Origin of the sequence: Mesorhizobium sp. CCNWLY176 (genome assembly GCF_037153935.1) — a bacterium.
Lineage (GTDB): Bacteria > Pseudomonadota > Alphaproteobacteria > Rhizobiales > Rhizobiaceae > Mesorhizobium_M > Mesorhizobium_M zhangyense.
Window position 1 is genome coordinate 337776 of sequence record NZ_JBBBDZ010000003.1, and the last position, 23297, is coordinate 361072.

The following is a 23297-nucleotide window of genomic DNA, read 5'->3' on the forward strand; positions in this document are numbered from 1 at the left end:
CTCATCCCTGTTCAAACGCCTCGGCGATCCGGGCCGCACCCAACCGCGAAAGGCAGGAGGCGGTGGTCTCCTTATTCTTGCGGCTGGCACGTACCAGTCTTGCCACGCGGCCAAGCGCGCGTGCGGCTTCATAGCCGGACGTGTACCCGGCGGGTAGGTCCTTTGCCGTCCCGTCCACGACAAGTCCGGCTCCTTTTTCGCCGCCGACCAGCGTCAGCGCTGCCGGAGCCGGGTGCGCGCAGCCCTTGGCGCAGCCGGAAACGTGGAGTTCGAACGAACCGTCGAGCAGGTCGGCGGATGCTTTGGCTAGCTGGCTGGCGATATCGCGGGTGTGGAGAAGGCCGGAGGCGCAGGCCGGCGTGCCGGGGCAGGCGGCGATGAAGCGGCGCGGGTCAAGCGGGTCGGTGATGAAGCCGAGGGATTTGGCGTGGTGCTGCAGGGTGATGCAGGCGGATTGCGAGAGGCCGAGGACGATCAGCGTTCTTCGCGGGGCAGGGCGGAATTCGGTTGCGCCGAGGGATTCGGCGGCGCGGCAAAGCGCGATCAGGTCACCGGCTGGCATGCTGCCGAAGGGCAGGGCGAGGGACAGGGCGGTGGCGTGGCGAAGGGGCAGGAGGCCGATTGAAGACATGCGAACTGCATCACCACCCCCCTCTGTCCTGCCGGACATCTCCCCCGCAAGGGGGGAGATAAGCAGCGGCGATGCCGGCTCATCTCCTGAACCGGTGGAGATTGGCGGCGGCGTTGGCGAAGGCCCAATCTCCCCCCTTGCGGGGGAGATGTCCGGCAGGACAGAGGGGGGTGGTGACGTAAAAGAGGCAAGCGTCCGAAGTTGCGTGACCAGATGTACATCGATCGCTACGAGGAGATTTTTCGCGCGGGCTTCACGTCCGTTTGTCGCAATTGCCTGCAAAATAATAAGCACGGCCTTGCAGGCACCGTCCTCACCGACAGCACCCAACAAAGTGGCCGAGTGCGCGTCACCAGCTATCGCTAACAGCCACTTGGTGGAGGATATGGCAGTCAGCCGGACATCAGCCTGCACCGTATCCATATTCAATCGCCCGCCACCATCGACAACGACCGAAACCTTCGGGCCGAGACGGCCTCCAAGGTTAGATGTGTCGAGGGCTTCGCGAATGCGGCCAGCAAGCGGGGAGGGATCGGCGATCTCCTTCGGATCGAGCCCGGCGAGCGGCCCAGTCTCGACCGGCACGCCAGTCCGCACGGCTATGCCGAGCGCGTTCACCTCCCTCGCAAGCGCTACCGCACTTTCCGCCGTCAATCCGCGAATCTGAAGACTGCCGCGCGCCGTCACTTCCATCACGCCATTGCCATGACGCGAGGCGGATTCGCAGAGTCCGATCAAGGCCTTGGGGGCAAGTCCTCCAGCGATGGGATTAAGCCGCACCAGAAGCCCGTCGCCGGTCTGCATCGGCGCGGATAGCGCCGGGCACGCGCCGCGCCGGGAGAAGGTGGTCATGCCGCCACCTCCAGCGCCTCGGCCTCGGCGATCAGGCTAGCCAGATCGGCGTCGATGGAATTGCGCAGCGGGTGCCAGAGGCCACGCCGGCGCGCCGAGGCGAAGCGCTCGGCGATGACTTTTGTCGCCGCCGGGTTCTCGCGCAACAGGAAGGCGCGCACCACCTCGTCGCCGAGATAGGCATCATGCACGGCCTCGATCAGTGCGCCGGGGATGGCATGCGTGGTCTCGGCGAAGCCCACGAGCCGGTCGACCGTCTCGGCAAATTCGGACGCGCCGCGGGGACCATGCCGCATCTGTCCTTCGATGAAGCGCGGGTTGACGGCACGCGCCCGCACCACGCGCGCCACTGCTTCGGTGATCGAGCGCGGGCGCGGGCGTGCCGGGTCGGTGGTGTCGAGGATGATCACATCGGCATTGTTGCCGAGTGCTGCAAGGGCTGCCGAAAAACCGCCGATGAAGGCGACATCGGCGGAGCCTTCAAGAATGTCGCGGCCGGGGTCGTCGCCGCTGTGGACGAGAAGATCGGCCCCGGCGATGCGTGTCGCGAAAGCGCCGGGCGCAGAGACGCCTTCGCCTTCGGCGCCGCCATAGGCATGCGAGGTGGCGTCGAGATAGGCGCGGCCGAGTTCCTCGCGGCTTGTCCATTGGCCGCTGGACAAAAGGTCTTCCAGGCCAGCGCCATAGGTGCCGGGCGAGGAGCCGAAGATGCGGGCGGGGGCCTTGCCGAGCGTGCGCGCTTCGGCGGCAAGGGGGTTTTCGGAAGCGTCCTCGTCGCGCGCGGCGACGGCAGCGGCAGCGGCATCGACCAGCGCGATCTGGGTCGGGAACATGTCGCGGAACAGGCCGGAAATGCGCCATGTGACATCGACGCGCGGTCGCCCGACCGTTGCCGGCGGCAGGACTTCGATACCGGTGACGCGGCCGGTGGCGGCATCCCATTGCGGGCGACAGCCCATCAGGAACAGACCTTGGGCGATCTCCTCGCCGCCGGTGCGCAGCGAGGCGCTGCCCCAGAGGTCGATGACCAGCGAGCGCGGCCAGTCGCCGTGATCCTGCAAGTAACGCGTCAGCACTTCCTGCGCTCCGGCGCGGCCGAGGTCGAAGGCGGTAGGCGTCGGCATGGTGCGCGGATCGGCGGTGAAGAGGTTGCGTCCGGTCGGCAGCACGTCGGTGCGGCCACGCGCCGGCGCGCCTGCTGGGCCGGCGGCGATGTGGCGGCCGTCGAGTGCTGCAATCAGCGCGTTGCGCTCGGTTTCAGCGCTGCGCAGGCGCATGGCATCGGTCTCATCGTCCGCCGCGCGGCCATAGATGTGCAGGCCGTCCTTGACGGCGAAATCCTTCAGATCGCAGAGCCAGGCGTCGATGCGGCGCAGCGCTTCGTCGGGAGCGTCGGTCTTTGCGACGCCGGCTTCATGGGCGAGGCCGGTCTTGGCGGCGGTTTCTACGATGAGTTTCGCCAGCCGATCGCGGCGGCGGCGGTCGAGGCCGTCGGCCTGTGCATATTCGTCGACCAGCCGCTCCAGCATCTGCTGGTTTTCATCGAGCCCGGCGTGCGCGAGCGGCGGCGGCAGGTGACCGAGCGTGACGGCGGAAATGCGCCGCTTGGCTTGGGCTGCCTCACCGGGGTTGCTGACGATGAAGGGATAGATGACGGGCAGGCCGCCGGTGACGATTTCGGGGAAGCAGGCACTGCTCAGCGCCACCGTCTTGCCGGGCAGCCATTCGAGCGTGCCATGGGCGCCGACATGGATTAGTGCGTGGCAGTCGAGTTTCTTGCGCAGCCACAGACCGAAAGCGATCAACTCGTGGCGGGGCGGCAGCGTTGGGTCGTGGTAATCGGCGCGGCGATCCGCCGAACGCCCGCGATCGGGGGCAAGTGCTACGGTGATGTTGCCGAAGGTGGCGGCGGGGAAGGGGAAGTGGTTGTTTGAGGGACGGGAACGATTTTGCTCGACGTTGCCCCCCTCTGTCCTGCCGGACATCTCCCCCACAGGTGGGGAGATCAGGCTGTCATCAAAACTTTCGCCAATCGTCGACGTTGCAGGGAGTGGACCGGCATTGCCACTGCTAATCTCCCCACCTGTGGGGGAGATGTCCGGCAGGACAGAGGGGGGCAACGTAGAGCGCTGCAGTTTCCTGGTCGAAACCGTCTCGGCATCTGGCTTGCCCCACGCGGCCTCCACCGTCGCCCGCGCCTCCTCAGGCAGGTCGTTCGCGAGGGCAAGATAATCTTCTAAGCTCAGCCCATTATCGCCGTGCTCCAGCAAGCCCAATAGTTCCCGCGGCGATTCGGGAATCCCTTCAACGGCATAGCCCTGTTGCTTCAGGTCATGCAGCATGGCGAGCACGCTGGAGGGCACGTCGAGGCCGACGGCATAGCCGGTGCGGCCGGGCGCGCTGGGATAGTCGGGAATGAGGATCGCCAGTTTGCGGGTTGCGCGCGGTTCGCGCTGGAGACGCACGAAGGCTGCCAGCCTGTCGGCAACCTGCTCGACCCGGTCTTGCTCCGGACGATTTGCGAGACCCTTGAAGGCGAGGGCCGCGTCGGCTTCGATTTCTGCCTTGAACGAAATCGCGCCGGCGAGGATGCGGCCGTCGAGCTCCGGCATGACCACATGCATGGCGAGGTCGGCGGGGGCTAATCCACGCTGGTTGGTGGCCCAGGCGTCGCGGCGCGTGGTTGCGACTATGACCTGGAACACCGGCACGCCGGCACGATCGAACAGGGTTTCGACGCCCGGCTCGGCACCAGAGGCGAAGGCGGTTGCTGTGATGATCGCGGCGGGTTTCAGATCGGCCAGCGCATTCTCGACGAAGGCGAGGGAGGCTTTGTCTTTCAGGCTGGAAACGAAGATCGGGACCGGCGCCATGCCGCGCTGGCGCAGTGCCTCGACCAGCGCGTCGATGGGCGCGACATCGGCGGCGAGCAGCATGGAACGGTAGAACAGGATGGGGATGGTGGGGCGCGTTTCGTCCCCCCTTGAGGGGGAGGTGCCGCCAAAGGCGGCGGAGGGGGGTATTACGGCAGTGCTCGACGTTCCTTGGCGTTGGCGTGCGGCCGCGGCGACCCCACCCCCGGCCTGCGGCCGTACCCTCCCCTCAAGGGGGAGGGTAACGTCGCGCTCGACGACGCCCTTCGCCGGCTCGTAAAAACCGGCCTTGGGCACCGTGACCGGCGCGGATACCGCGCCTTGCCCGCCCGCAAGCCCAGCCAGCCGCCGCACCAGCCCGCGCATGTTCTCGGGCCCACCCTCGCGGAAATAAGCCAGCAGTTCGTCCAGCCGCTCGCGCGGCAGGGTCGAGCATTCGATCAGCCGGAGGTCTTCGTCGTGGCTCTCGCCGGGCAGGAGCGCCAGATGGATGTTCTTCTCGCGGCACATTGCGGCCAGCCGGTCGCAGCCATAGCGCCACCAGTCGTAGCCGCCAAGAATGCGCACCAGGATGATCTTGGCGCGGCTGGCGGTGTGGTCGATCCACAGATCGACCGACATCGGGTGGCGCAGGTCGCGAAGTGCGGCCAATCGCATCGACGGCAGCGTTTCGGCTTCCTGTTTCCACGCCGCCGCCAGCCCGGCCAGGTCGCTGTCGGTGAAGGACAGCGCCACAATATCCGCCGGCTGCTGCCGCAGATCGACCGGCTCGACCAGATCGTCGAGCGAGGCGGATGTCGTGGTCAGTATGTGCATGGCGGCACGCCGTGGGTCAGCTAACCAGTATGCGCTCGATCGTGTCGCGATTCAGCCCCTTCAGGCCGATGACGACAAGACGCGAACGACGGTCGTCGGCCGCCGTCCAGGCGCGGTCGTAATAGTGGTTGACACGCGGACCGACGGCCTGAACCAGAAGCCGCATCGGCTTGCCGCCGACATCGACGAAACCCTTCACGCGCAGCACGTTTTCTTGTTCGGCAGCCGTCGCCACGCGCTTGGCCAGCGCGTCGGGATCGGAGATTGCGGGAAGCTCGATGATGAAGGAGTCAAAATCGTCGTGCTCATGATCGAGTTCGCCGTCGTGATGGGTCTTGCGGTTTTCGATGTCGTCCTCGACGGCCAAACCGAGGCCGAGCAGCACCGACGGATCGACCTTGCCCTGCGCGGTCGGGACGATTTTCACGGCGCGCGACAGATGCTCGCTGATGATGGCGTTGGCGCGGGCGCTGCCGGCTGCGTCGAGCAGATCGCTCTTGGAGAGAATAATGAGATCCGCGCAGGCGACCTGATCCTCGAACACTTCCTCGACCGGATCGTCATGATCGAGCGAATCGTCTTCCTGGCGCTGCGCCTGCAGCGCGTCGAGGTCGGATGCGACCTTGCCTGCGGCCAGTGCCGGGCCATCCACCACGGCGACGACGCCGTCCACCGTCACGCGGCTCTTCACGCTCGGCCACTGGAAGGCCTGCACCAGCGGCTTGGGCAGCGCGAGGCCGGAGGTCTCGATGATGATATGATCGACCTTCGGCTCCAGCGCCAGGATCTGGTCAAGCGCCGGCACGAAATCGTCGGCGACGGTGCAACAGAGGCAGCCATTGGCCAGTTCGACGATGTTTTCCTCCGGGCAGGCATCGACGCCGCAGCCTTTCAGGATCTCGCCGTCGATGCCGATATCGCCAAATTCGTTGACGATAAGGGCCAGCCGGCGGCCGTTGGCGTTTTCCAGGATATGGCGGATCAGCGTGGTCTTGCCGGCGCCGAGAAAGCCGGTGACGACGGTGCAGGGGACGCGGGTGGCGGAGGCAGTCATGAATTGTCCTTCAGGAAATCGAGGGGAGGGATGCGCGCGACGAGGCCGCGCTTGAGGCTGTCGGGGCGGCCGCGCCAAGGCAGGATGCCGTCGGTCGAGGTCGCGAAAAGCTTTGCGCCGGTGATCAGGTCGGGCCCGCTTTCGGTCGTCAGGTCGCCGAAGACGTAGCTCCAGGAGCCGTCGCGCAGAAGGGCAGCGCTCAGGCGGCGCTTGCAGTTGCCGAGGCATTCGACCTGTTTGACGGGGATGTTTTCAGCTTCGGCGGCGCGAATCGCGCCTTGTGCCAGATACTCGCCGGCGCGGGGCCGCGCGTCGGAGCCGTTTTCGTCGCGGCAGGACGAACAGACGAGAATCGTTACGCCGGGCGCGCCCAAATCATGGGCGTCCTCGGCCAGCTCAGTTTGATTGCCGTTGGCTTTCACCAGAATCATGCTCCTTGCCCGGGACACCCGCCAGGCGGTCGGATTTTTCGTCTGACGGCAGGTCTCCTGGCTCGCGGGTCGTTGCTTCATGCCGCCTTCCCGGGAAAAATCCCAGTGGCTGTCGGCCTTCGGCTATCCGCTTACAGTTGCGGGGACAGCTGCGGACTTGGGCTCATTGGCCCGGCACCGCATTCCCTCTTAGCCCCTCCCTTTGCGGAGAGGGGACCGTCGCGGGCGAATTTAGGCGGTGGTGCCTTGCGCTGTCAACGCGTGGTTACGACGCGATTATGTCGGCCAACGCCGGTGCGAGGTCTCCCGCCGGAGAAATCTCGATGCGATCGAGTTCGAGCCAGGACATCATCAGGCGCAGTTCTTCGATGAGGGCGGCTGCCGTGTGGTCCGGTGCGCCCGGTTCGGCATAGGCGGCCAGCACGCGCAGGACGCCTGCCGGGCGATCGGCCTTTACGTCGATGCGTGCGACAATCGTGTCGCCGAGCAGGAAAGGCAGGACGTAGTAGCCATATTGCCGCTTTTCGGCCGGCGTGTAGATCTCGATGCGGTAGCGGAAGTTGAACAGGCGTTCCGTGCGGGCGCGTTCCCAGACCAGTGGGTCGAAGGGGGCGAGGAGGGCGCGGGCCTCGACCTTGCGTGGAATGCGCGCGCCTGCGTGTAGCCAGGCCTGATGGGTCCAGCCCTTAACTTTAACAGGCAGAAGCTCGCCCGATTCAACCAGTTCCTCGATGCGGCCCCTCATGTCGGCGGGCGAGAGGCGGAAATAGTCGCGCAGGTCGCTGTAGGTGGCGATGCCAAGCGCGCGGGCCGAAATGCGCAGCAAGTCGCGATGCGCGTCGGGAGCCGAAGGAACCGGGGCATTATATATGGAGGCGGGCAAAACACGCTCGGGCAGGTCATAAAGACGCTCGAAGCCACGGCGCGAAGATGTTGTGATCCGGCCGGCCCAGAACAGCCATTCGAAGGCGTGTTTCTCGTCGCTCCAGCCCCACCAGCCGCCGGAACCCTTGGCGCCATCGATGTCGGAAGCCGCGATCGGGCCGCGGTTACTGACTTCCTGATAAATCTCGTTGATCAGGCCTTCGTTCTGCCGCGCCCATTTTGCCAGCCCGGTGTACATTTCCTCGTGCTGGCCGGCGCGTTCCATGCGCCAGCGCATGAGGGGATAGGTTTCGACCGGCAGGAACGACGCTTCATGCGCCCAGTATTCAAAGAGCGCACGTTTTCGTGATGTGGCAGCGTTGTCGAGTAACGCGCGGGGGTAGGGGCCAAGCCGCGAAAACAGCGGCATGTAATGCGCCCGCACCACCGCACTGACGGAATCGATCTGCAATAAACCAATGCGCGAAAGCACCTTGTTGAGATGTCGCCGGTCGATGGCGCCCGTCGGTCGCGGATCGGCAAAGCCCTGCGCGGCAAGCGCTATGCGCCGCGCCATGGAAAGCGGGATCGTTCCCTTCATTCTTCGATGGCCCGGGTGTTCATCATCAAGGTCTCTCCGCATCAGCCGGAATCGAAATGTGGACTTCAGCCTAGCAGGACTGCGACGGGAATTGTGTCAGGATAAAAAGTGGAGTAAAAAGGTAAGGAAATCAAATGCGCCTTGTGCAACGCAAATCGCTGGAAAGCGATTGGCGCAGCCGTGCTTTCGCCAAGGTTTGACTTGCTTCCCCCGATTGCCTGCGCTAACCCTCGCCGCGTTGCAGCATAGTGTCTTGCCGCGGCCTTCATAGGCAATCTGTCGCGGTATGGCGGTTCGACTCAATGCTATAATTCAGGCCGATCGGCCACCAACGGAAAGTCGGAGCATGAGCGCGCTCTTAAGTTCATATCTTCCCATCGTCATTTTCATCGGCGTGGCCCTCGTGGTCGGGCTGGCGTTGATTGCAGCGCCCTTCCTTGTGGCCTATCGCAATCCGGACCCGGAAAAGCTGTCGGCCTATGAGTGTGGCTTCAATTCGTTCGACGATGCGCGCATGAAGTTCGACATCCGCTTTTATCTGGTTTCCATTCTCTTCATCATCTTCGATCTGGAAGTGGCCTTCCTCTTCCCCTGGGCGGTTTCGTTCGGCGAGATCGGCATGCTCGGCTTCTGGTCGATGATGGTCTTCCTGGCGGTTCTGACCATCGGCTTCATCTACGAATGGAAAAAAGGAGCGCTGGAATGGGATTGAACGATATGTCTCCCACAATGGTCGCTGCCAAGCCGAAAGGCATTCTCGATCCGAATACCGGCAAGCCGATCGGCGCCGATGATCCGTTTGTGATGGACATCAACAACGAGCTTTCCGACAAGGGCTTTGTCGTCACCTCGTCGGAGGCGCTGATCACCTGGGCGCGCACGGGCTCGCTGATGTGGATGACCTTCGGGCTCGCCTGCTGCGCGGTCGAGATGATTCATCTTTCCATGCCGCGCTATGACGCCGAGCGCTTCGGTTTCGCGCCGCGAGCTTCTCCGCGCCAGTCGGACGTGATGATCGTTGCTGGCACGCTGACCAACAAGATGGCTCCCGCGCTGCGCAAGGTCTACGACCAGATGCCGGAGCCGCGCTATGTCATCTCCATGGGCTCCTGTGCCAATGGCGGCGGCTATTACCACTATTCCTATTCCGTCGTGCGCGGCTGCGACCGCGTGGTGCCGGTGGACATCTATATACCCGGCTGCCCGCCGACGGCGGAAGCGCTGCTCTACGGCGTTCTTCTCCTCCAGAAGAAGATTCGCCGCACCGGCACGATTGAACGGTGATTTCCGATGAGTGAAGCCCTCAAGGACCTCTCGGCCTATCTGGCCGAAAAGCTGGACGGAAAGATCGGTGAATCCGTTATCGCCTATGGCGAACTGACGCTTTCCCTCGAAGCCGGCGATATCGTCAGCGTCGCGAGCTTTCTGCGCAACGACGTGCAGTGCCAGTTCATCTCGATTATCGACGTCTGCGGTGCTGATTATCCGGCGCGCCTGAAGCGTTTCGACGTCGTCTATCACCTTCTCTCGCCGCGCCAGAACCTGCGCATCCGCCTAAAGGTGATGACCGACGAGGATACGCCGGTTCCTTCGCTGACGGGCGTCTATCCCGGTGCCGACTGGTTCGAGCGCGAAGCCTACGATATGTACGGCATCCTGTTTTCCGGCCATCCGGATCTGCGCCGCCTGCTGACCGACTATGGCTTCGAAGGCCATCCGCTGCGCAAGGATTTTCCGCTGACGGGGTTCGTGGAAGTCCGCTACGACGACGAAGCCAAGCGCGTCGTGTACGAGCCTGTCGAGCTCAAGCAGGAATTCCGCAATTTTGACTTCCTGTCGCCATGGGAAGGGACGGACTACGTCCTGCCGGGCGATGAAAAGGCGAAGCAGTAAATGGCTGAAACCTCCGTTCGCAATTTTAACATCAACTTCGGCCCGCAGCATCCGGCCGCGCACGGCGTTTTGCGCCTCGTGCTGGAACTCGACGGCGAAGTCGTGGATCGTGTCGATCCGCATATCGGCCTGCTGCATCGCGGCACCGAGAAGCTGATCGAGCACAAGACCTATCTGCAGGCGATCCCTTATTTCGACCGGCTCGATTATGTCGCGCCGATGAACCAGGAGCATGCGTTTTCGCTGGCGATCGAGCGGCTTCTCGGCATCGATGTGCCCAAGCGCGGCCAGCTGATCCGCGTGCTCTATTCCGAAATCGGCCGCATCATGAACCACCTGCTCAACATCACGACGCAGGCTCTGGACGTCGGTGCGCTGACGCCGCCGCTCTGGGGGTTCGAGGAACGCGAAAAGCTGATGGTGTTTTATGAGCGTGCCTGCGGCGCGCGCATGCACGCAGCCTATTTCCGTCCGGGTGGCGTCCATCAGGACCTGCCGCAGAAGCTGGTCGAGGACATCGGCAAGTGGATCGATCCGTTCCTGCAGACGGTGAAGAATCTCGACAGCCTGCTCACCGGCAATCGCATCTTCAAGCAGCGCAACGTCGATATCGGCGTGGTTTCGCTGGAAGACGCCTGGGCCTGGGGCTTTTCGGGCGTCATGGTGCGCGGTTCGGGCGCTGCCTGGGACCTGCGCAAGTCGCAGCCTTATGAATGCTACTCGGAGCTGGAATTCGACATTCCGATCGGCAAGAACGGCGACTGCTACGACCGCTACCTGCTGCGCATGGAAGAGATGCGCCAGTCGGCCAGGATCATGCGCCAGTGCGTCGATCTCCTGCTCGGCAAGGAAGGCTCCGGGCCGGTGTCGAACCTCGACGGCAAGGTGGTTCCGCCCAAGCGCGACGCCATGAAGCGGTCGATGGAAGCGCTGATCCATCACTTCAAGCTCTACACCGAAGGCTATCACGTGCCGGCCGGCGAGGTTTATGCCGCCGTCGAAGCGCCGAAGGGCGAGTTCGGCGTTTATCTCGTCTCCGACGGCACCAACAAGCCCTATCGCTGCAAGCTGCGCGCGCCCGGTTTCGCGCATCTCCAGGCGATGGATTTCCTCTGCCGCGGCCACATGCTGGCCGACGTCACCGCCGTTCTCGGCTCCCTCGACATCGTGTTTGGTGAGGTCGATCGCTAAATGTCCGTTCGCCGTCTCGCAGAAGCTTCAGTCCAGCCCGCGTCGTTCGCGTTCAATCGCGCTCTTGCCGCGCAGGCCAAGGGCTGGATCAAGAAATACCCCAAGGGCCGCGAACAGTCGGCCGTCATCCCGCTGCTGATGCTTGCGCAGGAGCAGGAAGGCTGGGTCACGCGCGCCGCGATCGAGCACATCGCCGAGACGCTCGAAATGCCGCTGATCCGCGTGCTCGAGGTCGCGACCTTCTACACGCAGTTCCAGCTCAAGCCGGTCGGCACGCGCGCCCATATCCAGGTTTGCGGCACCACGCCCTGCATGCTGCGTGGTTCGGAAGCTCTGATGGATGTCTGCCGCTCGAAAATCCACCACGACCAGTTTCATCTCAATGATTCCGGCACGCTGTCGTGGGAAGAGGTCGAGTGCCTCGGCGCCTGCGTCAATGCGCCGATGATCATGGTGTTCAAGGACACTTATGAGGACCTGACCCCGGAACGGCTTGCCGAGATCATCGACCTGTTCGAGGAGGGCAAGGGCGCTTCGGTGACGCCCGGCCCGCAGATCGACCGCATCTATTCCGGTCCGCAGCCCGGCCTGACCTCGCTTCAGGACGAAAAGGTCGTTCTGAAATCCACGCGCGACAAGGAAGCCAAAGCGGAAGCCAAGACAGCGCCCGCCGACGCAGGTGCAACCGTTCCCCCGTCGCAGGCCGCCAAGCCGAAGACCGCCGCTGCCGAGACCGATGGTTCGGTGAAGTCGCCGTCGCCGGTCAAGGCTAGCGCGAAGGCCGAGGAGCAGGCAAGCGTTGCGGCGCCAGCTGTCAATCAGGCCGCGGCAAACAAGACTGCGGCCTCGGTCGAAGGTGTTTCCAAGCAGCGCAAGGGCGCTACGGCGAAAGCCGAGCCGGCTTCCGCTTTCAAGTCGCCCGAGCTTGCGAAGCCTGCCGCCAAGAAGGCTGCTGCGGCCAAGCCGTCGCTCGATCACAAGGACCGGCCTGCCGGCATCGAAAAGCCTGCGGCGGTTGATGATCTCAAGCTGATTTCGGGCGTCGGCCCGAAGATCGAGGGCATCCTGCATTCGCTCGGCATCTACACCTTCGCGCAGGTCGCTTCGTGGAAGAAGGCCGAGCGCGAGTGGGTCGACGGCTATCTGAGCTTCCACGGCCGCATCGAGCGCGAGGACTGGGTCAAGCAGGCCAAGGCCCTCGCCAAGGGTGGTGTCGCCGAATATATCCGTGTCTTCGGCAAGAAGCCGGTCTGAGGGACGAAAAATGCTTCAGGACAAAGACCGTATCTTTACCAATATCTACGGCCGCTTCGACAAGTCGTTGAAGGGCGCGATGTCGCGTGGCGCCTGGGACAATACATCAGGTCTCATCGCCAAGGGCCGCGACTGGATCGTCAACGAAATGAAGGCTTCGGGCCTTCGTGGTCGTGGCGGCGCCGGCTTCCCGACCGGCTTGAAATGGTCGTTCATGCCCAAGCAGAGCACCGATGGCCGGCCTTCCTATCTCGTCGTCAATGCCGACGAATCCGAGCCGGGCACCTGCAAGGACCGTGAAATCCTGCGCCACGACCCGCATACGCTGGTCGAGGGCTGCCTGATCGCCGGCTTCGCCATGGGCGCGATCGCGGCCTACATCTATGTGCGCGGCGAGTTCATCCGCGAGCGCGAGGCGCTGCAGCGCGCGGTCGACGAGGCCTATGATGCCGGCCTGATCGGCAAGGGCAACAAGAACGGTTACGATTTCGACATCTACGTCCATCACGGCGCCGGCGCCTATATCTGCGGCGAAGAGACGGCGCTGCTCGAAAGCCTTGAAGGCAAGAAGGGCCAGCCGCGCCTGAAGCCGCCGTTCCCGGCCAATGTCGGCCTCTATGGCTGCCCGACGACGGTCAACAATGTCGAGTCGATCGCGGTCGCGCCGACCATCCTGCGTCGCGGTGCGGCATGGTTCTCGTCGTTTGGGCGCCCGAACAATGTCGGCACCAAGCTTTTCTGCATTTCCGGCCACGTCAACAATCCGTGCACCGTCGAAGAGGCGATGTCGATCCCGTTCCGCGAGCTGATCGAAAAGCATTGCGGCGGCATTCGCGGCGGCTGGGACAATCTTCTGGCGGTCATTCCGGGTGGCGCTTCGGTGCCGCTGGTACCGGCCGAGCAGATCATCGACGTGCCGATGGATTTCGACGCACTGCGCGACCTGAAATCGGGTCTCGGCACGGCAGCCGTCATCGTCATGGACAAGTCGACCGACGTCGTGAAGGCGATCGCGCGGCTGTCCTACTTCTACAAGCACGAAAGCTGCGGCCAGTGCACACCATGCCGTGAAGGCACGGGCTGGATGTGGCGTGTGATGGAGCGTCTGGTGCGCGGCGAGGCGCAGAAGCGCGAAATCGATATGCTGCTCGACGTGACCAAGCAGGTGGAAGGCCACACGATCTGCGCGCTGGGCGATGCTGCCGCATGGCCGATCCAGGGCTTGATCCGGCATTTCCGCCCGGAGATCGAGCGCCGCATCGACGAGTTCACCCGCAACGCCCATCGCGCCGAGCCGGCGCTGGTGGCGGCCGAATAACAAAAGACACAAGACTTAAAGTTCAAAAGGAAACGAGCAGGACAGGGACCAACGGAAACCGGCTTAGGAGCAAGCCATGTCGATGTTTTCCATACCCGATCACTTGATACCTGACGTGAAACAGTTCGAAGAGATGAACAAGGAAATCAACGCGTTGCTGCCGAAGGAGTTTGCCGGCGCCATCAATCTGATGGCGCATCCGGTGGCGGGCGCGTCTGCGTTTTCGGCACTCGGTTTCGGTCTTGCCAGCCAGGCTTTCGGCATCTGGATGGGCACCGTGGCAGGTGCCATGCAGGCATCGCAGCAGTTCTTCGTGTCGCTGACTGATGAGGATATCGAAGAGGCCGCAGCCTTCACGCCCAAGGAAAAGCCGGCCGCGAGCAAGGCCCGCGCTACCGCCAGGACGCTGATTGCCGATGCGCGCTCGATCGCCCAGGAATTGAGCGAGACGACGGCGAAGTTGGTCGATGTCGCTGAGGTCAAGGAGACGGCCAAGCCTGACGCCGGTATCGCTTCAGCAGATGCAAATGCGAAATCGGAACCCCGGCAGCCAAAACCGCTCGAGCGCCCGGCCGCGCCGGACGACCTGAAGCAGATTTCCGGCATCGGGCCGAAACTGGAGCAGGTTCTGAACGGTCTTGGGATCTGGACCTACGGGCAGATCGCGAAATTGGAAGCCGCCGAGATCGGTTGGGTTGAGGATTATCTTTCGTTCAAGGGACGTATCGGACGTGACGACTGGATTGGCCAGGCAGAGAAACTGGCGCGCGACGCCAAGGCGAAGAGCTGAGGCGGGCAGGGCCGAGACGATGGCGATGGAGATACACGACAAACGCGATGTTCTCGACGTGCGTGACGCCACGGTGGCAAACTCGCGCTTCGATAACACGAACCTGTCCAACACGCAGTTTCACAACACGAATTTGTCGAATACGGCGTTCGTCGATGTGCTGTTGTGCAATTCGCGCATTGTCGACGCCAACATGTCGAACGCGTATTTCTCTGACATCGACCTGACGAATGTGAAGATCGAGAAAGCGAATATCGCCGGGATGACGATCAACGGCATCGCCGTCGATCAACTTCTGAAAGACTACGAAGCGGCGCAGGCCGCCGGGGGCAAGTGATGGCTAAACTCAAGGTCGACGGCACAGAGATCGAAGTTCCCGATCACTACACGCTCTTGCAGGCGGCGGAAGAGGCGGGCGCGGAAGTGCCGCGCTTCTGCTTCCACGAGCGTCTTTCGATTGCCGGCAATTGCCGTATGTGCCTGATCGAGGTGAAGGGCGGACCGCCCAAGCCCGCAGCATCCTGCGCCATGGGTGTGCGCGACCTGCGCCCCGGCCCGAATGGCGAGACGCCCGAAATCTTCACCAACACGCCGATGGTCAAGAAGGCCCGTGAAGGCGTGATGGAGTTCCTGCTGATCAACCATCCGCTCGATTGCCCGATCTGCGATCAGGGCGGCGAATGCGACCTGCAGGACCAGGCCATGGCGTTCGGCGTGGATTCGTCGCGCTACAAGGAAAACAAGCGCGCCGTCGAGGACAAATATATCGGCCCGCTCGTCAAGACGATCATGAACCGCTGCATCCATTGCACGCGCTGCGTCCGTTTCACCACGGAAGTCGCCGGCATTTCGGAACTCGGCCTGATCGGCCGCGGCGAGGATGCCGAAATCACCACCTATCTCGAAGAGGCAATGACCTCCGAGCTGCAGGGCAATGTCATCGATCTTTGCCCGGTCGGCGCTCTGACCTCCAAGCCCTACGCCTTCCAGGCCCGTCCTTGGGAGCTGACCAAGACCGAATCCATCGACGTCATGGACGCCGTCGGCTCGGCAATCCGCGTGGATTCGCGCGGTCGCGAAGTGATGCGCGTCATGCCGCGCATCAACGAGCAGGTGAACGAGGAGTGGATCTCCGACAAGACCCGCTTCATCTGGGACGGACTGCGCACGCAGCGCCTCGACCGGCCCTATGTGCGCCGCGACGGCAAGCTCCAGCCGGCAAGCTGGGCGGAAGCCTTCGCAGCCATCAAGGGCGCGGTATCGAAGACCTCCGGCGAGAGGATCGGCGCGATCGCCGGCGATCTGGCAGCCGTCGAGGAAATCTATGCAATGAAGCAGCTCATGGCTTCGCTCGGCTCGTCCAACACCGACAGCCGGCAGGATGGTGCAGCGCTCGATCCGGCGCTCGGCCGCGCCAGCTACATCTTCAACCCGACCATTGAAGGCATCGAGCAGGCCGACGCCGTGCTGATCATCGGCGCCAATCCTCGCTTCGAGGCTTCGGTGCTCAATGCCCGTATCCGCAAGCGCTGGCGCATCGGCAATCTGCCGGTCGGCGTCATCGGCGATATGGGCGACCTGCGCTACGACTATGAAATGCTCGGCGCCGGTCCGGAAACGCTCAAGGAGCTTGCGGACGGCAAGGGCAAGTTCTTCTCGGTTCTGAAGAAGGCCACGCGCCCGCTGATCATCGTCGGGCAGGGCGCTCTGGCGCGCGAAGACGGTGCGGCAGTGCTCGGCCTTGCGGCCAAGCTCGCAGGTTCGGTCGATGCCGTGACCGATGAGTGGAACGGCTTTGCCGTGCTGCATACGGCTGCGGCTCGTGTTGGCGCACTTGATGTCGGCTTCGTGCCGGGCGAGGGCGGCAAGAATGTCGCGCAGATGCTGGGTGGAACAGACGTGCTGTTCCTGCTTGGCGCCGACGAGCTTGACCTCAAAGCTGCCGGCGATGCTTTCGTCGTCTATGTCGGCACCCATGGCGATGCCGGCGCTCACCGCGCCGACGTCATCCTGCCGGGTGCTGCCTACACGGAAAAGTCCGGCACCTATGTGAACACGGAAGGCCGCGTCCAGCAGACCAACCGCGCCGGTTTCGCACCGGGCGACGCCAAGGAAGACTGGGCGATCCTGCGCGCACTTTCGGACGTGCTCGGCCACAAGCTGCCGTTCGATTCACTGCCGCAGCTTCGCGCCAAGCTCTATGAAGCGCATCCGCATCTGGCCGAGATCGACGAGATCGCCGCCGGCAACGCAGCCGACATCGCCAATGTGGCGAAGCTTGGCGGCAAGATCGGCAAGGCGGCCTTCGTGTCGCCGGTCGCGGATTTCTACCTGACCAACCCGATCGCGCGGGCTTCCGCCGTCATGGCCGAGTGTTCGGCTTTGGCGAAGGGCGGCTTCAAGCAGGCAGCCGAGTAGGACGAACATGGAAACTTTCTTCTCGATATATGTCCTGCCCGGACTGATCATGCTGCTGAAGTCGGTGGTGCTGATCGTCGTCCTGCTGATCTTCGTCGCCTATATTCTTTATGCCGACCGCAAGATCTGGGCCGCCGTTCAGCTGCGTCGCGGCCCGAACGTCGTCGGTCCCTTCGGCCTGCTGCAGTCCTTCGCCGATCTGTTCAAGTTCGTCTTCAAGGAGCCGGTCATTCCGTCCGGCGCCAACAAGGGTGTTTTCCTGCTGGCACCGCTGGTTTCGGCAGTCCTCGCACTGGCCGCCTGGGCGGTCATCCCGGTCAATGAGGGCTGGGCGGTTGCCAACATCAATGTCGGCATTCTCTATGTCTTCGCCATCTCCTCGCTCGAGGTCTACGGCGTCATCATGGGTGGCTGGGCCTCGAACTCGAAATATCCATTCCTCGGCGCGCTTCGTTCTGCGGCGCAGATGGTGTCCTACGAAGTCTCCATCGGCTTCGTCATCGTCACCGTGCTGCTCTGCGTCGGCTCGCTGAACCTCACCGATATCGTGCTGTCGCAGCGCGACGGTGTCGGCACCATGCTCGGCCTGCCCAACACCTTCCTCGATTGGCACTGGCTGGCGCTGTTCCCGATGTTCGTCATCTTCTTCATCTCGGCGCTGGCCGAGACGAACCGGCCGCCTTTCGATCTGGTGGAAGCGGAGTCCGAACTCGTCGCCGGTCACATGATCGAATATTCGTCGACGCCGTTCCTGCTGTTCTTCCTCGGCGAGTATGTCGCGATCGTGCTGATGTGCGCGCTCACCACCATCCTGTTCCTGGGTGGTTGGCTGCCGCCGTTCGATTTCGCGCCGTTCACCTGGGTGCCGGGCGTCATCTGGTTCGTGCTGAAGGTCTGCTTCGTCTTCTTCATGTTCGCCATGGTGAAGGCCTTTGTGCCACGCTACCGCTACGACCAGCTGATGCGCCTTGGCTGGAAGGTGTTCCTGCCGATCTCGCTGTTCATGGTCGTGGCAACCGCTGCGTTCCTGAAGATCACGGGACTGGCGTGATGAGCGCGGGCGTGATCGGCGTACTGGTCGGGCTGGTGATCGCAGCAGCGGATTTCCTGCTGCTGCGTATGCTGGCCGGCCGGGTCGATCTGCCCGAGACCAAGCGCGTCCTGAATATTACCGGCCTGAGCCAGTTCGTGCTCCTGCCTATCATCGGCTACTTCGTAGCCCCATACGTAATCGGAGATTGACGATGTCAGCTCTAGCCCAGGCGGCCAAATCGCTGCTCCTCAAGGAGTTCGTCGGCGCCTTCTTCCTGTCGATGCGGATGTTCTTTTCGCCCAAGCCGACGCTGAACTACCCGCATGAAAAGGGTCCGGTCAGCCCGCGCTTCCGTGGTGAGCACGCGCTGCGCCGCTATCCGAACGGCGAGGAACGCTGCATCGCCTGCAAGCTGTGCGAAGCTATCTGCCCGGCGCAGGCCATCACCATCGAGGCCGGACCGCGCCGCAATGACGGCACGCGCCGCACGGTGCGTTACGACATCGACATGGTGAAGTGCATCTATTGCGGCTTCTGCCAGGAAGCGTGCCCGGTGGATGCGATCGTCGAGGGACCGAATTTCGAATTCGCGACGGAAACGCGCGAGGAGCTCTACTACGACAAGGACAAGCTTCTGGCGAATGGCGACAGGTGGGAGCGCGAGCTTGCGCGCAACATCTCTTTGGATGCGCCCTATCGCTAGGACGAGAATCATGGACGAGCCGGGATTGCTCGTCTAAGGAACACGCGGTTTTGCCGACCGGAGGCGGTGGCGAACCGAAGCGAGCCCGGTGCAATGCCGGGGCTCGAGAAGGAAACTGGGGGAACCCAATGCTGAATGGACTAGAGGCGGCCTTTTTCTACCTCTTTGCCTTTATTGCCGTGGCGTCGGCCTTCATGGTCATCTCCGCGCGCAATCCTGTGCATTCGGTTCTCTATCTGATCCTGACGTTCTTCAATGCGGCGGGCCTGTTCCTGCTGACGGGCGCCGAGTTCCTGGCGATGATCCTGCTCGTCGTCTATGTCGGCGCGGTTGCAGTGCTATTCCTGTTCGTCGTCATGATGCTGGACGTCGATTTCGCCGAGCTGAAGTCGGGCGCGCTGCAATATGCGCCGATCGGTGCTCTGGTCGGCTTGATCCTTGCGGCAGAGCTTATCGTCGTCACCGGCGGATATGCCTTTGCGCCGCAGCTTGCGACCGCGGTCGCCAAGCCGACGCCGGATATTGCGACGCGCACCAACACGGCCGCGCTCGGCGACATCCTTTACACGGATTACATTTTCTACTTCCAGGTGGCCGGCCTGATCCTGCTGGTCGCGATGATCGGTGCGATCGTGCTGACGCTGCGCCACAAGGAAGGCGTCAAGCGCCAGAACATTTCGGCGCAGGTCGCGCGCACGCCGGAGACCGGAATGGAAATCAAAAAAGTCGAGACGGGCAAGGGAATCTGACGATGGAAGTTGGCATCTCACACTATCTGACCCTTTCGGCGATCCTGTTCACGCTCGGCGTGTTCGGCATCTTCCTGAACCGTAAGAACGTCATCGTCATCCTGATGTCGATCGAGCTCATCCTGCTCGCGGTCAACATCAATTTCGTGGCCTTTTCGGCAGCGCTCGGCGACATGGTCGGCCAGGTCTTCGCACTGTTCGTGCTGACGGTCGCTGCCGCCGAAGCGGCCATCGGCCTTGCTATTCTCGTCGTCTTCTTCCGCAACCGCGGTTCGATCGCGGTCGAAGACGTCAACATGATGAAGGGTTGACGGGACACAACCATGTACCAGGCAATCGTCTTCCTTCCGCTTCTGGGCTTCCTGATCGTTGGCCTTTTCGGCACGTCGCTCGGCGCAAAGGCATCCGAATACATCACCTCGGGCTTCCTGGTGATCGCGGCCGTTCTTTCGTGGGTCGCGTTCTTCCAGGTCGGCTTCGGCGATGGCGAAGTGTTCACCGTGCCGGTGCTGCGCTTCATCGATTCCGGCTCGCTGCAGGCCGACTGGGCGCTGCGCATCGACACGCTGACGGTGGTCATGCTCGTCGTGGTCAACACCGTGTCGGCGCTCGTGCATATCTATTCGATCGGCTACATGCACCACGATCCGCATCGGCCGCGCTTCTTCGCTTATCTGTCGCTGTTCACCTTCGCCATGCTGATGCTGGTGACGGCAGACAACCTCGTCCAGATGTTCTTCGGCTGGGAAGGGGTGGGTCTTGCATCGTACCTGCTGATCGGCTTCTGGTACAAGAAGCCCTCGGCCAACGCCGCTGCCATCAAGGCCTTCGTCGTCAACCGCGTCGGCGACTTTGGCTTCATCCTCGGCATCTTCGGCGTGTTCGTGCTGTTCGGCTCGGTCAGCTTCGATGCAATCTTCGCGACGGCGGCCTCTTATGCTCCGGTTGAAGGCGCGCATGAGGCGACCGCCGCCGTCTTCAACTTCCTCGGCTATGAGCTCGATCGCGGTGCAGCACTTACCGTAATCTGCCTGCTGCTGTTTATGGGCGCCATGGGCAAGTCGGCGCAGGTGCCGCTGCACACCTGGCTGCCGGACGCGATGGAAGGCCCGACGCCCGTGTCGGCGCTTATCCATGCCGCGACCATGGTCACCGCCGGCGTCTTCATGCTGGCGCGCCTGTCGCCGATCTTCGAGCTGTCGCATACCGCGTTGACCGTCGTGACCTTCATTGGCGCGCTCACCGCCTTCTTCGCGGCGACCGTCGGCCTGGTCCAGAACGACATCAAGCGCGTCATCGCCTATTCGACCTGTTCGCAGCTTGGCTACATGTTCGTCGCGCTCGGCATGGGCTTCTACTCGGCGGCGATCTTCCACCTGTTCACGCATGCCTTCTTCAAGGCGCTGCTGTTCCTCGGCTCGGGCTCGGTCATCCATGCCGTCTCCGACGAGCAGGATATGCGCAAGATGGGCGGCCTGCGCAAGCTGATCCCGACCACCTACTGGATGATGGTCATCGGCACGCTGGCGCTGACCGGCGTCGGCATCCCGGCGACGATCATCGGCACGGCCGGCTTCTTCTCCAAGGACGCGATCATCGAAGGTTCCTTCGTCGGCCATAACCCGGCTGCGGGTTTTGCCTTCATCGCCCTGGTCATCGCTGCCGTGTTCACCAGCTTCTACTCATGGCGGCTGATTTTCATGACCTTCCATGGCAAGCCGCGCGCTACCGCCGATGTCATGCATCACGTCCATGAATCGCCGCCGGTCATGCTGGTGCCGCTGTTCATACTCGCCGTCGGCGCGCTGTTTGCCGGCGTCATCTTCCACGACGCCTTCATCGGCGAGGGCTATTCCGAGTTCTGGAAGGCAGCTCTCTACATCCTGCCGGAGAACCACATCCTGCATGACTTCCACGGCGTGCCGGTGTGGGTGAAGCTGGCGCCGTTCGCAGCCATGATCCTTGGCTTCGGTGTTGCCTACCAGTTCTACATCCGCTCGCCGGAGACGCCGAAGTATCTCGCCAGCCAGCATCGCGGCCTCTACGCGTTCCTGCTGAACAAGTGGTATTTCGACGAGCTCTATGACTTCCTGTTCGTGCGCCCGGCCAAGCGGCTCGGCACCTTCCTCTGGAAGACGGGCGACGGCGCTGTCATCGACGGCCTTGGCCCTGACGGCATCTCGGCCCGCGTGGTCGACGTCACCAACCGCGTCGTCAAGCTTCAGACCGGATATCTCTATCACTACGCATTCGTCATGCTGATCGGCGTCGCCGCCCTCGTCACCTGGATGATGCTCGGGAGCACTTTCTGATGACCGACTGGCCAATTCTTTCTACGGTCACGTTCCTGCCGCTGGTCGGCGCATTCCTGATCCTGCTGATCAGGGATGACAACGACAGCGCGCGGCGCAACATCCGCAACGTCGCGCTGTTGACGACAGTGTTCACCTTCCTGCTGTCGATCTTCATCTGGGCTGGCTTCGACAACGCCAATCCAGGTTTCCAGATGGTCGAAAAGTCGGCATGGCTGGACAGTGGCATCTCCTATCACATGGGCGTCGACGGCATTTCGATGCTGTTCGTCATCCTGACGACGTTCCTGATGCCGCTCTGCATCCTGGCGAGCTGGCGTGCGATCGAGCATCGCGTCAAGGAATACATGATCGCATTCCTGATCCTGGAAACGCTGATGATCGGCGTGTTCTGCGCGCTGGATATCGTGCTGTTCTACGTGTTCTTTGAAGCTGGCCTGATCCCGATGTTCATCATCATCGGCGTGTGGGGCGGCAAGCGCCGCGTCTATGCCAGCTTCAAGTTTTTCCTCTATACGCTGCTCGGCTCGGTGCTGATGCTGCTCGCCATCATGGCAATGTTCTGGCAGGCCGGCACGACCGACATACCGACGCTTCTGACGCACAGCTTCCCGGCCAATATGCAGACATGGCTATGGCTCGCCTTCTTCGCTTCCTTCGCGGTGAAGATGCCGATGTGGCCGGTCCACACCTGGTTGCCGGACGCGCACGTCGAAGCGCCGACGGCGGGCTCGGTCATTCTGGCAGGCATCCTGTTGAAGATGGGCGGTTACGGCTTCCTGCGCTTTTCGCTGCCGATGTTCCCGGAGGCTTCGCTCTATTTCCAGCCGCTGGTCTTTGCGCTTTCCGTCATCGCCATCATCTACACCTCGCTGGTGGCGCTGATGCAGGAGGACATGAAGAAGCTGATCGCCTATTCGTCGGTCGCGCACATGGGCTACGTGACCATGGGCATCTTCGCGCTCAACCAGGAAGGCATCCAGGGTTCCATCTTCCAGATGCTGTCGCACGGTCTGGTTTCGGGCGCGCTCTTCCTTTGCGTCGGCGTCGTCTATGACCGTATGCACACCCGCGAAATCGCGGCCTATGGCGGCCTCGTCAACAACATGCCGAAATATGCGGTGGTGTTCCTTATCTTCACCATGGCCAATGTCGGCCTGCCGGGCACCAGCGGTTTCGTCGGTGAATTCCTGACGCTGCTGGGCGCCTACAAGGCCAACACCTGGGTGGCGCTGTTTGCCGCGTTGGGCGTGATCCTGTCGGCCGGCTATGCGCTGTGGCTCTACCGCAAGGTGATCTTCGGTGCGCTGTCGAAGGAGAGCCTCAAGAGCCTGCTCGACCTTTCCACGCGCGAAAAGGCGATCATCTATCCGCTGGTCGTGCTCACCATCTTCTTCGGCGTCTATCCGGCTCCGGTCCTCGACGCGACCGCTGCCTCGGTGCAGGCGCTGGTCAACAACATCACCGTATCGCTCGACGCCGCGAAAACCGCGGCTGCGAACTGACAGGGACGG

General features: G+C 62.9%; 21 protein-coding genes and 1 riboswitch. Of the genes, 16 read left to right on the forward strand and 5 right to left on the reverse strand.

Annotated features, from left to right (window positions below):
- Position 1: 1 nt before the first annotated feature.
- The 5 genes from cobG to WBQ96_RS07260 all read right to left on the reverse strand — a co-directional run bounded on the left by cobG (position 2) and on the right by WBQ96_RS07260 (position 8122).
- A complete protein-coding gene (gene cobG, locus WBQ96_RS07240) occupies positions 2 to 1483 on the reverse strand; it encodes a precorrin-3B synthase (RefSeq protein ID WP_442920803.1) in 1482 nt (493 codons plus the stop codon).
- The gene (gene cobN, locus WBQ96_RS07245) at positions 1480 to 5172 is read right to left on the reverse strand and encodes a cobaltochelatase subunit CobN (protein WP_336548758.1); all 3693 of its coding nucleotides are present in this window, start codon (positions 5170 to 5172) and stop codon (positions 1480 to 1482) included. The genes cobG and cobN overlap by 4 nt, the downstream gene beginning before the upstream one ends.
- Positions 5173 to 5188: 16 nt before the next feature.
- Entirely contained in the window at positions 5189 to 6226 is a 1038-nt protein-coding gene (cobW, locus tag WBQ96_RS07250) for a cobalamin biosynthesis protein CobW (protein ID WP_336548760.1), read from the reverse strand.
- Positions 6223 to 6657, reverse strand: a complete 435-nt coding sequence (locus tag WBQ96_RS07255; RefSeq protein ID WP_336548762.1) for a DUF1636 family protein — start codon at positions 6655 to 6657, stop codon at positions 6223 to 6225. Before WBQ96_RS07255 ends, cobW begins: the two co-directional genes overlap by 4 nt.
- 30 nt (positions 6658 to 6687) lie before the next feature.
- Positions 6688 to 6893: riboswitch (cobalamin riboswitch) on the reverse strand.
- A gap of 29 nt (positions 6894 to 6922) precedes the next feature.
- The gene (locus WBQ96_RS07260; RefSeq protein WP_336548764.1) at positions 6923 to 8122 is read right to left on the reverse strand and encodes a winged helix-turn-helix domain-containing protein; all 1200 of its coding nucleotides are present in this window, start codon (positions 8120 to 8122) and stop codon (positions 6923 to 6925) included.
- 346 nt (positions 8123 to 8468) lie between these two features.
- Between WBQ96_RS07260 and WBQ96_RS07265 the strand changes: the two genes are divergently transcribed.
- The 16 genes from WBQ96_RS07265 to WBQ96_RS07340 all read left to right on the forward strand — a co-directional run bounded on the left by WBQ96_RS07265 (position 8469) and on the right by WBQ96_RS07340 (position 23288).
- Positions 8469 to 8834 (forward strand): NADH-quinone oxidoreductase subunit A, encoded by a 366-nt coding sequence (locus tag WBQ96_RS07265; protein ID WP_165115878.1) that lies wholly within the window; start codon positions 8469 to 8471, stop codon positions 8832 to 8834.
- The gene (locus tag WBQ96_RS07270; RefSeq protein ID WP_165115876.1) at positions 8825 to 9406 is read left to right on the forward strand and encodes a NuoB/complex I 20 kDa subunit family protein; all 582 of its coding nucleotides are present in this window, start codon (positions 8825 to 8827) and stop codon (positions 9404 to 9406) included. Before WBQ96_RS07265 ends, WBQ96_RS07270 begins: the two co-directional genes overlap by 10 nt.
- Positions 9407 to 9412: 6 nt before the next feature.
- Positions 9413 to 10015 carry an NADH-quinone oxidoreductase subunit C gene (locus WBQ96_RS07275; RefSeq protein WP_165115874.1) on the forward strand — a complete coding sequence of 201 codons (603 nt, stop codon included), beginning with the start codon at positions 9413 to 9415 and terminating at the stop codon, positions 10013 to 10015.
- Entirely contained in the window at positions 10016 to 11206 is a 1191-nt protein-coding gene (locus tag WBQ96_RS07280; protein WP_165115872.1) for an NADH-quinone oxidoreductase subunit D, read from the forward strand.
- The gene (locus tag WBQ96_RS07285) at positions 11207 to 12460 is read left to right on the forward strand and encodes an NADH-quinone oxidoreductase subunit E (protein WP_336548770.1); all 1254 of its coding nucleotides are present in this window, start codon (positions 11207 to 11209) and stop codon (positions 12458 to 12460) included.
- Between the two features lie 10 nt (positions 12461 to 12470).
- Positions 12471 to 13778 carry an NADH-quinone oxidoreductase subunit NuoF gene (gene nuoF, locus WBQ96_RS07290; protein ID WP_336548771.1) on the forward strand — a complete coding sequence of 436 codons (1308 nt, stop codon included), beginning with the start codon at positions 12471 to 12473 and terminating at the stop codon, positions 13776 to 13778.
- Between the two features lie 76 nt (positions 13779 to 13854).
- Positions 13855 to 14568 carry an NADH-ubiquinone dehydrogenase gene (locus tag WBQ96_RS07295; RefSeq protein ID WP_336548773.1) on the forward strand — a complete coding sequence of 238 codons (714 nt, stop codon included), beginning with the start codon at positions 13855 to 13857 and terminating at the stop codon, positions 14566 to 14568.
- A gap of 19 nt (positions 14569 to 14587) precedes the next feature.
- Entirely contained in the window at positions 14588 to 14905 is a 318-nt protein-coding gene (locus WBQ96_RS07300; RefSeq protein ID WP_244537896.1) for a pentapeptide repeat-containing protein, read from the forward strand.
- A complete protein-coding gene (nuoG, locus tag WBQ96_RS07305) occupies positions 14905 to 16986 on the forward strand; it encodes an NADH-quinone oxidoreductase subunit NuoG (protein ID WP_336548777.1) in 2082 nt (693 codons plus the stop codon). The genes WBQ96_RS07300 and nuoG overlap by 1 nt, the downstream gene beginning before the upstream one ends.
- A 7-nt stretch (positions 16987 to 16993) precedes the next feature.
- On the forward strand, positions 16994 to 18037 hold the full coding sequence (gene nuoH, locus WBQ96_RS07310; protein WP_165115862.1) for an NADH-quinone oxidoreductase subunit NuoH: 1044 nt from the start codon (positions 16994 to 16996) through the stop codon (positions 18035 to 18037).
- Positions 18037 to 18228, forward strand: a complete 192-nt coding sequence (locus tag WBQ96_RS07315) for a hypothetical protein (protein ID WP_336548780.1) — start codon at positions 18037 to 18039, stop codon at positions 18226 to 18228. The genes nuoH and WBQ96_RS07315 overlap by 1 nt, the downstream gene beginning before the upstream one ends.
- A 2-nt stretch (positions 18229 to 18230) precedes the next feature.
- Positions 18231 to 18722 (forward strand): NADH-quinone oxidoreductase subunit NuoI, encoded by a 492-nt coding sequence (gene nuoI, locus WBQ96_RS07320; protein WP_091914932.1) that lies wholly within the window; start codon positions 18231 to 18233, stop codon positions 18720 to 18722.
- Between the two features lie 128 nt (positions 18723 to 18850).
- Positions 18851 to 19471, forward strand: coding sequence for an NADH-quinone oxidoreductase subunit J (locus WBQ96_RS07325; protein ID WP_336548783.1), 621 nt, complete (start codon positions 18851 to 18853; stop codon positions 19469 to 19471).
- Positions 19472 to 19473: 2 nt separating this feature from the next.
- Positions 19474 to 19782 carry an NADH-quinone oxidoreductase subunit NuoK gene (nuoK, locus tag WBQ96_RS07330; protein WP_336548784.1) on the forward strand — a complete coding sequence of 103 codons (309 nt, stop codon included), beginning with the start codon at positions 19474 to 19476 and terminating at the stop codon, positions 19780 to 19782.
- A gap of 12 nt (positions 19783 to 19794) precedes the next feature.
- A complete protein-coding gene (gene nuoL / locus WBQ96_RS07335) occupies positions 19795 to 21783 on the forward strand; it encodes an NADH-quinone oxidoreductase subunit L (protein WP_336548786.1) in 1989 nt (662 codons plus the stop codon).
- A complete protein-coding gene (locus WBQ96_RS07340; protein WP_336548788.1) occupies positions 21783 to 23288 on the forward strand; it encodes an NADH-quinone oxidoreductase subunit M in 1506 nt (501 codons plus the stop codon). Before nuoL ends, WBQ96_RS07340 begins: the two co-directional genes overlap by 1 nt.
- Positions 23289 to 23297: the final 9 nt, after the last annotated feature.

What these genes read in the sequence shown, in the direction of transcription:
- cobG (WP_442920803.1), bottom strand. Translation starts at nt 1,483, where the DNA reads ATGACCACCTTCTCCCGGCGCGGCGCGTGCCCGGCGCTATCCGCGCCG.
- cobN (WP_336548758.1), bottom strand. Translation starts at nt 5,172, where the DNA reads ATGCACATACTGACCACGACATCCGCCTCGCTCGACGATCTGGTCGAG.
- cobW (WP_336548760.1), bottom strand. Translation starts at nt 6,226, where the DNA reads ATGACTGCCTCCGCCACCCGCGTCCCCTGCACCGTCGTCACCGGCTTT.
- WBQ96_RS07255 (WP_336548762.1), bottom strand. Translation starts at nt 6,657, where the DNA reads ATGATTCTGGTGAAAGCCAACGGCAATCAAACTGAGCTGGCCGAGGAC.
- WBQ96_RS07260 (WP_336548764.1), bottom strand. Translation starts at nt 8,122, where the DNA reads ATGAAGGGAACGATCCCGCTTTCCATGGCGCGGCGCATAGCGCTTGCC.
- WBQ96_RS07265 (WP_165115878.1), top strand. Translation starts at nt 8,469, where the DNA reads ATGAGCGCGCTCTTAAGTTCATATCTTCCCATCGTCATTTTCATCGGC.
- WBQ96_RS07270 (WP_165115876.1), top strand. Translation starts at nt 8,825, where the DNA reads ATGGGATTGAACGATATGTCTCCCACAATGGTCGCTGCCAAGCCGAAA.
- WBQ96_RS07275 (WP_165115874.1), top strand. Translation starts at nt 9,413, where the DNA reads ATGAGTGAAGCCCTCAAGGACCTCTCGGCCTATCTGGCCGAAAAGCTG.
- WBQ96_RS07280 (WP_165115872.1), top strand. Translation starts at nt 10,016, where the DNA reads ATGGCTGAAACCTCCGTTCGCAATTTTAACATCAACTTCGGCCCGCAG.
- WBQ96_RS07285 (WP_336548770.1), top strand. Translation starts at nt 11,207, where the DNA reads ATGTCCGTTCGCCGTCTCGCAGAAGCTTCAGTCCAGCCCGCGTCGTTC.
- nuoF (WP_336548771.1), top strand. Translation starts at nt 12,471, where the DNA reads ATGCTTCAGGACAAAGACCGTATCTTTACCAATATCTACGGCCGCTTC.
- WBQ96_RS07295 (WP_336548773.1), top strand. Translation starts at nt 13,855, where the DNA reads ATGTCGATGTTTTCCATACCCGATCACTTGATACCTGACGTGAAACAG.
- WBQ96_RS07300 (WP_244537896.1), top strand. Translation starts at nt 14,588, where the DNA reads ATGGCGATGGAGATACACGACAAACGCGATGTTCTCGACGTGCGTGAC.
- nuoG (WP_336548777.1), top strand. Translation starts at nt 14,905, where the DNA reads ATGGCTAAACTCAAGGTCGACGGCACAGAGATCGAAGTTCCCGATCAC.
- nuoH (WP_165115862.1), top strand. Translation starts at nt 16,994, where the DNA reads ATGGAAACTTTCTTCTCGATATATGTCCTGCCCGGACTGATCATGCTG.
- WBQ96_RS07315 (WP_336548780.1), top strand. Translation starts at nt 18,037, where the DNA reads ATGAGCGCGGGCGTGATCGGCGTACTGGTCGGGCTGGTGATCGCAGCA.
- nuoI (WP_091914932.1), top strand. Translation starts at nt 18,231, where the DNA reads ATGTCAGCTCTAGCCCAGGCGGCCAAATCGCTGCTCCTCAAGGAGTTC.
- WBQ96_RS07325 (WP_336548783.1), top strand. Translation starts at nt 18,851, where the DNA reads ATGCTGAATGGACTAGAGGCGGCCTTTTTCTACCTCTTTGCCTTTATT.
- nuoK (WP_336548784.1), top strand. Translation starts at nt 19,474, where the DNA reads ATGGAAGTTGGCATCTCACACTATCTGACCCTTTCGGCGATCCTGTTC.
- nuoL (WP_336548786.1), top strand. Translation starts at nt 19,795, where the DNA reads ATGTACCAGGCAATCGTCTTCCTTCCGCTTCTGGGCTTCCTGATCGTT.
- WBQ96_RS07340 (WP_336548788.1), top strand. Translation starts at nt 21,783, where the DNA reads ATGACCGACTGGCCAATTCTTTCTACGGTCACGTTCCTGCCGCTGGTC.